The 13,845-nt window shown below is 48.8% G+C and carries 13 protein-coding genes; 7 read left to right on the top strand and 6 right to left on the bottom strand.

Annotated elements, in window-relative coordinates; genetic code table 11:
* Positions 1 to 509: 509 nt before the first annotated feature.
* Positions 510 to 2,141, bottom strand: a complete 1,632-nt coding sequence (locus NA330_RS09585; RefSeq protein WP_077943748.1) for a class I SAM-dependent methyltransferase — start codon at positions 2,139 to 2,141, stop codon at positions 510 to 512.
* Positions 2,142 to 2,145: 4 nt separating this feature from the next.
* Positions 2,146 to 2,403, bottom strand: a complete 258-nt coding sequence (locus NA330_RS09580) for a YjhX family toxin (RefSeq protein ID WP_023241842.1) — start codon at positions 2,401 to 2,403, stop codon at positions 2,146 to 2,148.
* Between the two features lie 488 nt (positions 2,404 to 2,891).
* On the opposite strand from NA330_RS09580, the gene NA330_RS09575 reads away from it, so the two are divergent.
* The 4 genes from NA330_RS09575 to NA330_RS09560 all read left to right on the top strand — a co-directional run bounded on the left by NA330_RS09575 (position 2,892) and on the right by NA330_RS09560 (position 6,600).
* Positions 2,892 to 3,500, top strand: a complete 609-nt coding sequence (locus NA330_RS09575; protein WP_000864866.1) for a DUF1062 domain-containing protein — start codon at positions 2,892 to 2,894, stop codon at positions 3,498 to 3,500.
* 251 nt (positions 3,501 to 3,751) lie between these two features.
* Positions 3,752 to 4,747 carry a membrane protein gene (locus NA330_RS09570; protein WP_001240360.1) on the top strand — a complete coding sequence of 332 codons (996 nt, stop codon included), beginning with the start codon at positions 3,752 to 3,754 and terminating at the stop codon, positions 4,745 to 4,747.
* A 275-nt stretch (positions 4,748 to 5,022) separates the two neighbouring features.
* Positions 5,023 to 5,934 carry an STM4504/CBY_0614 family protein gene (locus NA330_RS09565; RefSeq protein WP_023221008.1) on the top strand — a complete coding sequence of 304 codons (912 nt, stop codon included), beginning with the start codon at positions 5,023 to 5,025 and terminating at the stop codon, positions 5,932 to 5,934.
* A gap of 204 nt (positions 5,935 to 6,138) precedes the next feature.
* Entirely contained in the window at positions 6,139 to 6,600 is a 462-nt protein-coding gene (locus tag NA330_RS09560) for a DUF302 domain-containing protein (RefSeq protein WP_001654330.1), read from the top strand.
* Here NA330_RS09560 and NA330_RS09555 read toward each other — a convergent pair.
* Positions 6,597 to 7,271, bottom strand: a complete 675-nt coding sequence (locus tag NA330_RS09555) for a dienelactone hydrolase family protein (RefSeq protein WP_023241841.1) — start codon at positions 7,269 to 7,271, stop codon at positions 6,597 to 6,599. The genes NA330_RS09560 and NA330_RS09555 overlap by 4 nt on opposite strands.
* Positions 7,272 to 7,620: 349 nt before the next feature.
* On the opposite strand from NA330_RS09555, the gene uxuR reads away from it, so the two are divergent.
* Positions 7,621 to 8,394 carry a Uxu operon transcriptional regulator gene (gene uxuR, locus NA330_RS09550; RefSeq protein ID WP_017441743.1) on the top strand — a complete coding sequence of 258 codons (774 nt, stop codon included), beginning with the start codon at positions 7,621 to 7,623 and terminating at the stop codon, positions 8,392 to 8,394.
* On the opposite strand, the gene trpS is transcribed toward uxuR, so the two are convergent.
* Positions 8,395 to 9,408 (bottom strand): tryptophan--tRNA ligase, encoded by a 1,014-nt coding sequence (gene trpS / locus NA330_RS09545; protein WP_023241840.1) that lies wholly within the window; start codon positions 9,406 to 9,408, stop codon positions 8,395 to 8,397.
* A gap of 716 nt (positions 9,409 to 10,124) precedes the next feature.
* Between trpS and NA330_RS09540 the strand changes: the two genes are divergently transcribed.
* Complete coding sequence (locus NA330_RS09540; RefSeq protein WP_000907671.1) at positions 10,125 to 10,655, top strand: Hcp family type VI secretion system effector; 531 nt, start codon at positions 10,125 to 10,127, stop codon at positions 10,653 to 10,655.
* A 238-nt stretch (positions 10,656 to 10,893) separates the two neighbouring features.
* Positions 10,894 to 11,628 (top strand): aspartate/glutamate racemase family protein, encoded by a 735-nt coding sequence (locus NA330_RS09535; RefSeq protein WP_000683247.1) that lies wholly within the window; start codon positions 10,894 to 10,896, stop codon positions 11,626 to 11,628.
* Between the two features lie 5 nt (positions 11,629 to 11,633).
* Here NA330_RS09535 and hypT read toward each other — a convergent pair whose 3' ends face one another.
* Both hypT and iadA read right to left on the bottom strand, forming a co-directional pair.
* On the bottom strand, positions 11,634 to 12,542 hold the full coding sequence (hypT, locus tag NA330_RS09530) for a hypochlorite stress DNA-binding transcriptional regulator HypT (protein ID WP_023194439.1): 909 nt from the start codon (positions 12,540 to 12,542) through the stop codon (positions 11,634 to 11,636).
* A gap of 118 nt (positions 12,543 to 12,660) precedes the next feature.
* Positions 12,661 to 13,833 carry a beta-aspartyl-peptidase gene (gene iadA / locus NA330_RS09525; RefSeq protein WP_023241839.1) on the bottom strand — a complete coding sequence of 391 codons (1,173 nt, stop codon included), beginning with the start codon at positions 13,831 to 13,833 and terminating at the stop codon, positions 12,661 to 12,663.
* Positions 13,834 to 13,845 lie beyond the last annotated feature (12 nt).

Raw genomic sequence — 13,845 nt, 5'->3', positions numbered from 1 at the left:
GCATGTTTTTCTGCCGCATTATATCATAATATATAAATTCTCGTCTATGAGAAATAAAAACATCCAGCTTTTACGGGGGGGACTTTGATTTTAACAATGGCTAATATGGTGGGTAAGTCATTTTTTAATTTTCTTCTGGTTCTTTTTTTTTATTTTTAATAATTGAATTGCAGCAATAACGTCTTATTGATGGTGGTGTCGCTCATCAGGTGAGGTGGAACGCTTGCACGTCTTGCGACATATTGTGGCAGAAACTTAATGGCGAAATTAAGAGCCTATCCCATTAGGGCTATTTTACTTGCCATTTTGGACCTGGGCAGTGCTCAAAATCCTCACGTACTACGTGTACGCTCCGGTTTTTGCGCGCTGTCCGTGTCCAAACTGGCTGCGCCAATAACGCCTGGTGGGATAGTCTCTAAGACGATATATTCCCGCCTTGAGCCGCGTTAATTTGTTGCATACTTTTAAACGGAGGTATACCTCTTGTAGGCTATACCTCCTGCTTCACGTTATCGCGCGATTAACGCAAATACGCCCCAGCCAAAGTATTCTCGCGTCCAGGTGACGTGACGTTTGGGGGCTACCGTCAGTTCTGTTCGAACCTCTTGCGCAAACTCATCGTTAGGGTTTTCCTCCAGCCAGCGGCGCATGGTCATCCACTTCGCGGCTTCATATCTGTCCCAGCCTTGCGGGTCTGCCAGCACCATTTCCACTACGTCATAGCCGAGTTGGTCGAAAAAGGCGACCAGCTCGGGCAGGGGGCGAAAATCGGCGACGGATGAGACGCCACAGGCGTGGGCGATCTCTTCCGTTGCGGGGATCCGACGCCAGTACGGTTCACCGATGAGAATGATCCCGCCAGGTTTGAGGCTTTTGGCCAGCAGATCTATTGTCCCCGCGACACCGTCCGCAATCCAGGTGGCGCCTACGCAGGCCGCCACGTCATATTTTTCCTCGTCGATATAACCGGCCGCGTCGTTATGAATAAAATGTACGTATTCACTGACGCCGAGCTCTTCTGCACGTTGTTTTGCCTGTGTGGTGAAGAGCGGGCTTATGTCAATGCCAGTACCTGTAACACCGTAATCGCGAGCCCAGGTGCAGAGCATCTCACCCGAACCGCTACCGAGATCGAGAATCCGTGTGCCTGGTTTCATGCGTAACGCATGGCCCAGCGTGGCGTACTTTTCCGCTGTAAACGGATTATGGATACGGTGTTCGCTTTCGCTAATGGTAAAAATACGTGGGATATCCATTGGGTTATTCCTTTTACTGAGGGCTATTCCCTCAGCGGGAGGGGCTTTTTCAGCCAGCAGCGCAAACAGCTTGCCTGCAAAAGTCTCGCCGACCGGCCAGGTGTGACTGTCCGGGCGCTGCAACACAGTGAAGCCAGCATCACCAAGCAGGCTGATATATTCATCATCGCGCCAGGCCTTCATTTGACTGCCGAAACGGGTGGTACAGCCGTTTTCCGCTATCGCCCAGAACTGCGTTGAGCTGGTTTGGGCCTCTTCATCCCAGGCATTTTCCGTTAACAGCAGATGAGGCATGGCAAGAAACAGGCCGTGCGGACAACGCTGCCAGCCTGGCTGCGCCATGCCCTGGCGTTTAACTTCATCAAAGGTATGCACTTCAACAAGCAGTTTGCCGTCCGGTTTCAACCACTGCGCGCAATGACTGATGAGGCTTTGCGCATCCGCAGCGCTAAAGACATTCAGTTCCCCAAACGTCATCATAATGAAATCGAAAGGTTCCGTGGGGTGGTATGTACGAATATCCTGCTGAATGTAGTCAATATTCAGGTTTGCGGCTTGCGCCTGCTGGCGAGCCCATGTGATGGATGCCGGAGAGAAATCTACGCCTGTGCAGTGAAACCCACGCTCCGCTAACAGGCGGGTATAAAAACCGGGTCCACAGCCGAGATCCAGAATGCGGGCGCCAGCGGGTAACTGACGGGTAATCCATGTTACCTGTTGCTCAATCACAGTTAGCCGGCGGCTGGCCCAGTCGTGGTCCTGTGACAGATGATTTTCCAGCATGCGTTGGCTGAAGGCTGGCTCGTCCCAGGGGATTTTGCCTTCATCGGGTAATAGCCGAATGCGATGCGTTGCAAAAATAACGGCGCTGATATCCATCATCATCTCCTTAGCGATTGTCAGGCTGGGCGCGAACGTTGTTCAGTCCGGTTGTATTAATGCGGTAGGGCTGACCGTTAACGGATTTGATCAGCTTTTTGGTTTTGAGTTTTTTGAATACAGCGAGCGTGCAATCGGCGAGCAACAGCCCTTCGCGGCTATAGCACTCAACGGCGGTGACGCGGCCTGACGCATCGCGGATGTGCATAATGCGTCCGCCTTTGGCGAGAACGTGTAAGGTACGTTGTTCCTGACGGGATAAATTCATACTGAAGAACCTGTTTAATCATCATAGGCAAAACGTGCAAACACACTGCGGTGTCCGCATTCGATTTCGGCACATTGATAATCAGTCCGGCCTGAAAAGGTCGGGGAACTGATTATCAGATGATGACATTCTCCAGCATCAAAGCCTCGGGTTGAGTTGAAAGGTATTTACGTCGTGAATGATAACACCTGATTTCTGTAAGTGAATAACCGGGAGTGAAAAGTGTGATCTCAAAGGGAGGATCATGCGTTTAGTAAGTCAGTTGGATAGATCACACAATTACCATAATGAATATTGATTAAACTCATATACCCGATAATGGCCGCTTTGATAGTCTCGACGTATCTTTTTAGCCATTGACAGGGTTGTTGCGTTGGAAATCTTTTTTTTAACCCACTGAAAAATATCACTTAAATATTTTTCATACATAAACATTTATGGTCCGCTGAGTTCGGATCCGGTTTTGTATGGGTTAAAAAAGGTACGTTATGAAAGTCATATGGACTGTCACTCCTGTGGGGTATCAGCGCATAGCGAAACGTTGCCCTTCATGCAGCGTAAAACGGGACTTCACGCCTTCTGGGGCATTTCGGGTTAATTCGCAAAAGAAGGTACTCGATGTCTGGAGTATCTATAAATGCACACACTGCGATTACACCTGGAATATCTCCCTGTTCTCGCGTCTGCCAGTCAGCAAAATTAACCGCGATCTTTATGGCCGACTGATGGCGAATGATGCTGCCACGGTGCAATATTTTGCTTATGACAACGCGATCCTGAAGCGAAACAATGCTGAATTATCGGGGCAGCCTGATTTTCACATTCAGGAACGGTGGCTGGTCAGTATCGCCTCCCACAAGCAGGTCAGTGTTAGCGTCAGGATTTCCCGTTCTTTTCAGGTCAGCCTGCTGTCGATTTTGAAGAAGCAACTCCTGTTAAGCGCAGCCGAAATCAAGAGACGGATTGAAACAGGGCAAATAAGTGGCGTCACGGTGAAAATGCTTAAATCGCGAAAACTGAAGAATGCAAAATATGATTTGCAGCTCTCAGTTGAAACACTGTATGACCGGCGAAGGATTGTTCTGACCCGTCGATAAAAACAATAAGCTCACCTTACGTTTAAGTGTGCTGGTATGGCAACGACGCAACGGAATGAAAGAAGGACTAAGGGACAGGTGAGCTTTAGTTGAATAACCCTTGTCTGTGGCATTCAGTGAAGGCTGAATGCCATGGATAATCCAGATTTTCGCACCAGTGATGATATTGTATGGATTCTTTGCGCAAGCCAGCAGAATGACAAAGGGCGATGGGTTACAATTATCTGTAGAGTAAACAAAAGGAATATAATGTGGCGCTATACAATATCTCTGAGAAAATACTGACTACCCTTGAAAAAACATCTTTCACCATCGAAAGGCTGCAGGAACGCTATGATCTTCAGGAGGCTATCAAGAAGAATATTGATATTGTCGCGCCGGGCTGCCTTGTCATATCCGAAGAATTCTCTGATTGGGAGGATAGTCGGCGGAGGATTGATTTATTAGCGATTGACAAGCAGGCCAATTTGGTTGTCATTGAACTGAAACGTGATGAAATCGGCGCGCATATGGAACTGCAGGCGCTAAGGTATGCGGCAATGATTTCAACGATGAGTTTTGCGAAAGCATGCGAATATTATCAGGCATATCTTTGGAAGCATGGGATCGATGAGAATGCAAAAGAGAAGTTACTGGATTTTGTGGAGTTAGAAGAAAACGAACTCGCTGATTTTGGTAAAGATATTCGCATCGTTCTGGCATCAGCGGATTTCAGTAAAGAATTAACGACAACCGCAATATGGCTAAGAGATAAAGGTGTCGATATTCGCTGTGTTCGCTTAACGCCTTACAACTTTAAGGGTGAAGTGCTGATTAATGCTGAACAAATAATACCAGTCCCTGAACTGGAAGAATATCAGGTCAGATTCAGAGAGAAACGCACGGAACAAATTATTAGCAGTCAAAAGTCGGAGAGGGATTATTCCTTATATAAATATAAAGGAAAAACCTTCAATAAACGGAAGCTTGCACTTGAACTTTTCACTGACTGGATTAATAAACATAATCCTGCGAATATAGATGATCTCAAGAATAAATTGAGTGAAGACTTACAGAAAAGAACAGTAGCACTGGTTGAGCAGATCCCTGAAAAAAGGAAAAACAGATATCATATGCAGGAAGATGCGTTGATTGAGTTGCCGTCCGGTGAGCGTATTGCTATATCGAATCAATGGGGGTTAGGGACTATAGAACTGCTTATTGATTTTGTTCGTCAGGATAATTTTGTAGTTGAAAAAGTGGGTTGACAGGAAGTAATAATAAAATAGATCCCATTCATTAATGGGATCTCACGTTTCATCCGATACGAAGACCCTGGTCTCTTTGTCAGTAGCATCATAATTACGCAAGCCTCTTTACTTTGCTTATCATTTATATTTAATGTAAATATTCACTCAACACCATTAAAAAATAAGAAAAAATGACTCACTGTTGAGCTGATATTAATACCTGAACCACTGAATTAGAGTAATGTGACGCTATTCATAGCGTATTTTTTTCTGTTGCGGTTACAGGAGGAGGAATGCACACCTTTAGACCATACTCACTAAGGCATAGCGATCTGTTATATGAAGATATTCCGTTAGAAATACGCGAGCAAATAATCTTATTGATTATCAATACGCTAGGAAATTGCTCCTCTTTTTATGATATGACATTATACTGCTATCATAATAGTCATTCTGACGAAGTTTATCGAAGAATATGTAAAACGTTGCGCAAAGAGTATGGCTTATTCACCTTATATGCGCATTCAACGTCATATCTGGATGAAATGAGTAATCTGTTATTAAAAACAGATGATAAAAGAAAGCATATTGATACCATTGAGCTTGCTTTTAACTATATAGATACCTACCTTCGAACCTATGAAGTTACGCTTGGGTTAGAACCGGATAAGGCGATTAGTGAATTAAATAATATATTTCATGAGCATAGTTTAAAATATCGATATGAAAATGGTAGAATTGTAAGGCTGCGCAGAATAAAACGGCTTAAAAACATATGTTATTATTTGTACTCTCCTGGAGAGTATGGCTTTGTCGAATATGATCTTATGGAAGCGTATAATCGCCTGATGCTTAATGATTTTGCCTGTGTCGTAAAGGAATGTCATGCAGTCTTCAGAAGCGTTCTTCTCAGAATTCATGAGAGAAAAGGTATCGTATATCATGAACAAGATAGTTTAAATACCTTAATGACTAATCTGATGGCGAGAGGCGTTATATCTGCTGAATATGCACATAAATTTCATTTTTTAAGTAACGTGCTGGAGTCAGAAATATTTCTGCCGATGGCGCCAGAAAAATCGCATCATCACTACGCAATGATGCTCCGTATCTCTGAAGAGTTGGCCTGTAGTATTTATTATCTTACTGAGCGGAGTATATTCTTTCTTACCCAGCGGGCTGAAGAAGATGGTGTCGCGCCATAATAATGATCGCGCTGTCGCTCAGTCAGACTGCATCATCGTTATTTGAATTTGTTCAGACGTCGGAATTTTTTGTTCTGCCGTCTGTTTTTTTAGTGATGAGCTGTTCAGTGCAATAATAAGGGGTACAGTACGATGACTGATTTTTAAACTGCATATCATCTGTGTCGCATTTACTCATGGGTATTGGGTCAGGGAGAGAGAAGAATGAGCACTATTTTAAAGCCTTTTTTATTGGCGGTAACCCTGATGTTAATCTTAATAAGGCCTGGCTTTGCAACAGAGGATGGAGCGATAACCATGGTTAAAACCTACAGCGCTTATGACTATTTGCAGACCCGAGCGCGGTTGATGCACGCTGTCGCCGATCACGGTCTGGTGTTATTTGGGGAATTTGATCATGCCAGAGCGGCACAGAATGTTAACCTGAAAATGCCGCCGACAACGGTTCTGGTCTTTGGCAATCCTAAAGGCGGAACGCCTCTCATGCTGGCGCATCCCGAACTGGCGCTGGATTTACCGTTTCGGGTGCTCATTAGCCAGCAAGCCGATGGGCGAACGTTAGTCAGTTATCATCCCGCTGAAACGCTGCAACGTTATGGTCTTGATGCCGCAGATATACAGGCTTTGAAAAAACTGGAACAGCTCGTTGAAAAAAGTCTCCACTAAAGCTGAAAATCGGGCGATGTGTTTGCACAGGTGATGTCGCGAATAAATGCGCTCACATCGTCCATTACCTGATGAGATAAGGCGGCATCAAAGGTGGCGCTATCAGCATCACAGAACCCGTGCCGCGCATCGTACATTTTACACTGCACCCGGGGGCGCTTTTCCAGCGTCTGTCGCATGGCGAGGGGATCAAACGCCGGCTCATAACGCGCGATAATAACCAGTGCCGGACAGAGAGGCGCAAGATGAAGGTACTGGCGTATACGGGAACCGTAATAGCAAATGACGCCATCGCATAACCCACTGGCTGCACTTAGCCATGCGAGCGTTGCGCCGACGCTATATCCTACGACGATTAACGTCTCATACTGCGTTCTGAGATCGTGGAGTAACGTGGTAACGACGGCGGGATCAAAGCCGACATTTGCTGAAAAGTGACGGTAAGCCTCCTCCTGCTGTTCATAGCGAAAGGGGGTATGGTGAGGAAACAGCGCGGGAATATAGATGTCGAATCCGCGCGTCATCCATTCATGGCCTGCGCGTTGGATATGAGCGTTAATACCATAAATTTCATGCAGAATAATCGCTGCCCGGCGATGGCGGCTCGACAAACTGGAGGCGTTGCTTCCCCCGGATACGCCTGGGGCGAAAAACACGGTGTCTTTTATCATAACGCGTTCTTGATACAAAGAGAGCGGCTGGATTTTCGCCGATCACGCTATGTCAGAGGCATTGTTCCTGTCAATGTACAGACACATTTTATGGCCTGATTTTTGGTTGATAAATTTTATATTGGTAAACCAATATGCTGTTCATATTCAGGCATCAGGGCTAAAGATGGAACATCAGTTGTGTATTGTCTACTGCCTTTCCTTTTATCTGGCTTCACTAACGAAACGGGGCGCATTATTGTTTTGTTGGTTGACCAGTTTCGCGTTTTTGGTGTGCTACGCGTGCTATCCCTCTTTACAAATGCTATAGTCTGATACCGGGAAATCGCATCGGACGGGCACAACCAATATGAAATCAAACACTTCTCAGCAAAGACCTTACCAGGAAGTGGGCGCAATGATACGGGATCTGATTGTTCAGACGCCGTACCGCCCCGGGGAGCGCTTGCCGCCGGAAAGAGAGATCGCTGAGAGGCTCAATGTGACGCGTACCGTCGTGCGTGAAGCGCTGATCATGCTGGAAATTAAAGGTCTGGTTGAAGTCCGCCGCGGCGCCGGGATCTACGTGCTCGACAGCGCGGTTAATAACGAGATGGAAGGCGCTGACGTCAATCACTGTAATGACGCCGGGCCGTTTGAACTGTTGCAGGCGCGTCAGTTGCTGGAAAGCAATATCGCTGAATTTGCCGCTCTGCAGGCCACCCGCGAGGACATCATTAAAATGCGCCAGGCGTTACAACTGGAAGAGCGAGAGCTCGCCTCCAGCGCGCCGGGCGGCTCAGAAAGCGGCGATATGCAGTTTCATCTGGCCATTGCCGAAGCGACCCATAACAGTATGTTGGTAGAGCTCTTCCGTCAGTCCTGGCAATGGCGTGAAAATAATCCGATGTGGCTCCAGCTTCATAGCCATCTGGGCGATACGCTTTACCGTAAGGAGTGGCTGGTCGATCATAAGCAGATCCTCGCGGCGTTAATTAAGAAAGACGCCCGCGCAGCGAAGCTGGCGATGTGGCAGCACCTGGAAAACGTGAAGCAGCGTCTGCTGGAGTTTTCCAATGTTGATGACATCTACTTTGATGGCTATCTGTTTGAGTCATGGCCGCTGGACAACGTTGATGCCTGATTATACCTGGAATAGCGTGGGCAGGCCCAGTCCACGTTTTACTTCCTGTAACGTCTTTTGAGTGACCTCATGGGCCCGCTCGCTACCTTTTTTCAGCAATTCCATTAGCATTCCCTTATCTGCAATAAAGGTTGCCCGTCGTTCGCGTATGGGCGCGATCAGTTCTTGCAGGCAGGTCTCCAGCTCATTTTTACAGACACGGTCGCCTAATCCGCCTTGTTGATAATGTGCTTTCATCGCCGCGACTTTGGTTTTATCCGGATGGAACGCATCCAGCCACGTAAAGACGACGTTACCTTCTATTTTTCCCGGATCGCTAATTTTTAAATGATTGGGATCGGTGTACATCGCGCTGACCGCAAGGTGGATGGTCTCTTCGCTGGCGGAAAGAAGCAGGGTATTGCCGAGCGATTTCGACATCTTGGCGCTGCCGTCAATGCCTGGCAGACGGCCCGTATCGCTCAGGAGCGCCTGACAGGGTCGCAATACCGGCGAGGAGAAAAGACTATTCATCTTATGAACGATCTCATTCGTTTGCTCAATCATGGGCAATTGGTCGTCGCCAACCGGTACCATTTCGGCCTTAAAGGCGGTGATATCTGCCGCCTGGCTAATGGGATACGCCATGAACCCGACCGGCAGGGAACGGGTAAAGCCTTTTTGGGCAATCTCATTTTTTACCGTAGGATTACGCTCCACTCGGGCGACGGTAACGATATTCATATACAGCACCGTTAATTCGGCGAGGGCGGGTAACGCGGATTGCAGGCAGATCGTCGTCAGCGCGGGATCGATGCCGACGGCCAGATAGTCAGCTAACACTTGCGGAATATTATCGCGGATTTTTTGCGGATTACTGCCGTTATCGGTGAGTCCCTGCAGGTCGGCAATCAGGACATACTGTTGGTGATCCTGCTGTAGCGCGACGCGCTGGCGCAGTGAACCGACATAATGGCCGAGGTGCAACGAGCCGGTGGGGCGATCGCCAGTCAGAATGATGGGAAGGGTGTTCATTAAGGACTCCTTTATGCTTACTGTAAAGCCGAAAGACGTCCCGAAACACAGTAGCCGCCTTTCGGCGGCTACTTAAAGAGGGATAGTGATCCGTGCCGCCTTCAGGAAGGCAGCCACCAGCGGAGATGACGTTGCGTAGCGTTGGATCGTTTCGTGTTCATGTGATCTAACGTATCACGACTAAACGTAAGGGTAAAGCGGCTGGCGTGTCGTCCGGGCATAAAGTCATATCGCCTGAACAGAGAACATGTTACTGACTTTGAAACGCGATTTTATAATTTGCTGCCCAAAAATACGTGGCGCTGAAAGGCGCATTTTTGATGCAAATCATTTATTACTGTGATAACACTGTGCGCGATAAAAACATTAAATATATTCACATAGTAAATATGTTCTATTGGAATGGTTGTTTTCGATATGACAAAAGTCTAAAAACCCATTGATGTGAAAAGGAATAAGAATTGTCTATATTCCGATTCTGTGGAATTAAGTAATTTCTCGGATAAAAATAAGAAATGATATTGATATTTCTTTTTTGATATGGTTCTTATAGCGGCTATGGTTATTCAGGAAACGATGCTTGAATGCCTGGCGTAATAGATTTCAGGTCAGTAGCGCTATTGTAAAATGGATTGTTGATGGCAGAAGGTATTTAGCAAGAATCCAGTTATAGCAGATTGTCAGTATTTAATCTGGTATACAGAGACACCAACGAAATGGCTGGAAAATGGAACGTTCTTTCATTGTTGGCGTTCCGTCCTTGTCAGCCTGCTTTGCCGCATGATAATCACGGAGGGGGGATGGACGCCATCTATTTAAAACTGGACGGTATTGAAGGCGAAAGCCGGATCAAAGGTTTTGAAAACCAAATAAAACTTATTGCTTACAACCACAACCCGACAAAACGGGAGTCCGGCGAAGCGAGAGGGACATATATTGGAGGATTGACGCTGACAAAGCCTGTCGATCTTGCTACGCCTGGCCTCTATGAGCACTATTGTAACGGGAAAACGGTGAAAGAAGGCGTGCTGACATTATGCCGTCGTGATAAGGGCGCAATGCTGCCATTTATTATTTATACGCTCACCAATGTGCGAATTTCACGCATGAGCAATCATGGCGACGCCGAAGGCAGCGCCACGGAGACCGTGGATTTGGTTTATAGCCATATTCGCTGGGATATTCCCGCATTAGCGTCGAAAAGCAAAACACGGCGGCCCCTTCACCGACAGGCGCTGTGGCGATGAGGACAAAACAAGCTTGCGGACTCGCAGTGGGCGATGCTGTATAGCGAAATGGCATTTAGCGGCTTGCGAAGGCTGATGAGCGCTCATGTAACCAATCGATTGCCTGAAAAGGCGATAACGCATGGCCCTTACACCCGTTATGATTTTTACGCATAGCCGCTAATAAAACGGCATTTTTTATATACACATCAAGTTGATAGTGTGTTTCTGACCTTGACGTAAATAAGCGGGAAAAGCGATGAAACACACCATTGGGATACTGGGGGGGATGGGACCTGCGGCAACGGCGGATATGTTGGAAAAATTTGTTGAATTGCGACATGCCAGTTGTGATCAACAACACATCCCGCTCATTGTCAGCTCTATCCCTGATATTCCCGATCGTACAGCATGTCTGTTATCCGGCGGGCCTTCGCCATACCGTTATCTGGAGCGTTATCTGCATATGCTGGAAGACGCCGGGGCGGAGTGTATCGTTATCCCATGCAACACTGCGCATTATTGGTTTGATGATTTACAGAACGTCGCGAAAGCGCGAATGATCAGTATCCTGGACGCTACCCTGGGGGATATTCCGCCATCGGCGCGGCACGTTGGTCTGCTGGCGACCAATGCGACGCTGGCGACCGGGTTATATCAAAAGAAAGCGCTGGCGCGGGGGCTGACGTTAATTCAGCCAGAAGACGCGGGGCAGGCGTTGGTAATGCAGGCTATTTATACGCTTAAACGTGGCGATAAAACTGCGGCGCAAGCGCTGCTGCTGCCGCAAATCGATAGCCTTATTGCCCGTGGCGCTCAGGCAATTATTATGGGGTGTACCGAAATTCCGCTTATTGTGGCCGGACATGAACGCGCGATAGCGTGCCCGATGATTGATTCCACAGCGTCGCTGGTGCGCGCGGCGATTCGTTGGTATGAGTCCTGGCCAGACACCCGCGCCTCTTTGACCGGGGAACAACGCCTTACCGCCTGAGGTGTTTACAGCGCGGCCTGAAGCCCACGCAGGTCGCGCCAAAATGTTTCGGCTACCTGACTCATGCGGGTATTCATGCGATAAGCATAAGCCTGGATCGGGATAACCAGTTCGTCGGCATCAAGCACTATCAGGCGTCCGTCGGTAATCTCCTGACGGATAGCATACTCGGGCAACCAGGCGATTCCGCAGCCGTCCATCGCAACCTGTTTTAACAATTCACTCATCGAAGAGACGAAAAATGTACTGAAACTCAGTTCAGCATGGCGAGTCAGGGTACGATTTATCAGCCGGCCCATATAGGAGTTCTGACTGTAATTAAGCAGGGGAAAGTGCGGCTGCTCAAGCGTATAGCGCGGCTCGCCCCGGCCATTGTTGGCGCAAACCGGAAACAGTCTCGACTCAAACAGGCGGATGTTATCAAACGGCGCTTGTTGCAGATTTTCATCGTGATAAGAAAAGATAAAATCGCTTTGCCCCTCACGTAACATATCCACCGCCTGGTCGACATCTATCGCCTCAACGGCGTAGGTAAACTGCGTCGACATCTGCTTAACGATGGTCGGCAACAGGCCGAGGGAGAGCGAGTGGGCGGCGGCAATCTTGATTTTACGCAGCGTATAATCGCTGCCGCCGCGCAGTTCGGTCAGATTACTTTCCAGCTGCTGTAACAGGTGGCGAACCTGGGAGTGAAAGATTTTACCCTGTTCGGAAAGCTGTAGCGGCGAGACCTGTCGGTTAAACAGTTCAACGCCCACGGCATGTTCCAGGGCGCGAATCCGCCGGCTAAAAGCGGGTTGCGATACGTTGCGGATAATGGCGGCCTGAGAGAAATTGCGGCACTTTTCCAGCGTCAGAAAATCATATAGCCATTTTGTCTCAATATTGTGCAAACCTGCTCCAGTTACATCCATTTACCGTTATCCTGTCAGCCGCCCGAAGGGGCATTCTACGTCCATTCGGGCGGCTGACAACCGCTTATCCCGTCCTCTTTCAGAATGCCGCGATGGGGCAGCCTGAAACTAGCAGGAATTACGCCGGTTCAAAGGTACCTTTTACGCAGGCTTTCCCCTCATTGACCATGCGTTTGCCGCGCGCATACACCTGCTCAATGCGTAAATCTTCGCTAAAGACAAGCAGATCCGCATCGTTACCGGGACGGATTTCGCCTTTGCCGTCCAGACTGAGGAAGGCGGCTACGCTGGTCGTCAGCGGACGCAGAGCATCGGTCAGGCTGAATCCGTAGTGATTAACCAGCGTCTGCAACGTCTCCAGCAAACTTTCGAAGCCCGCGACGCCGATACCCGTCAGATTTCCGGCAGCATCAAATAGCGGCTGGCTGCCGTTGCCGTCTGAACTGAGCGTCACTCGGGAAAGCGGGACGCCGGCTTTTACCGCTCTGGCAATGCCCTCCGCCGGCGCGACGGGATCCGGGATACTGGTGGTAATGTCGATCACGCCGCCTTTAAGCGCAAACGCCAGCGCCTGCTCGAAAAGCGATTCGCTACGGTTGACGTGGGTAGGCAGTAGTTTACCGATCGGCACGTCGCTGTTTTCCAGGATGTCATACAGCGGCTGTAACCCTTTTTTGCTGCTGCCCATATGGAAAACGCTGACACCGGGTTTACCGCCCAGCAGGCCGCCAACGCGTGATTCGGCGGCCATGCTGGCGAGTTGATTCCCGCCGGGCGCGGCGGAACGGTGGTCGGAGACTGCGCATTTCACGCCAATGACGCGATCGATCAGCGCGACGTCTTTTTCTACCGAGCCAGTAATGGTCGGCGACGGAACGTGATAAGCGCCCGTGAGCATCCAGGCGGTGATCCCCTCCTCATTTAGCGCTCGCGTTTTGGCTAACAGCGACGCGGGATGACGGCTGACGGAGTCGGTGCCAAGCAGGCCGACGACCGTTGTTATCCCGGCTTCCGTCAGGCGGCTCAGGGAGACTTCCGGCGTCCGCGTCGTCGGCCCCGCTTCGCCGCCGCCGCCGATCAGATGAACGTGTTGGTCGATAAAGCCCGGGCACAGCATACGACCGCTAAGATTAATCACCGTACAGTCCGGTACGATATCGCTGGGGATGTCAGCGCCGACGGCAATAATTTTGCCATTCGCGAGCAGAACATCGCAGATGCCCCGGTCTTCTGGCGCAAACAGGTGCGCACCCTGTAATAAGGTAAACTCCGCGGCGGATAAATCAGGCATGATAACTCCTTA

Source organism: Salmonella sp. NW722, assembly GCF_051702785.1.
Taxonomy (GTDB): Bacteria; Pseudomonadota; Gammaproteobacteria; order Enterobacterales; family Enterobacteriaceae; genus Salmonella; species Salmonella enterica.
This window is presented reverse-complemented; position numbering and strand designations above follow the sequence as displayed.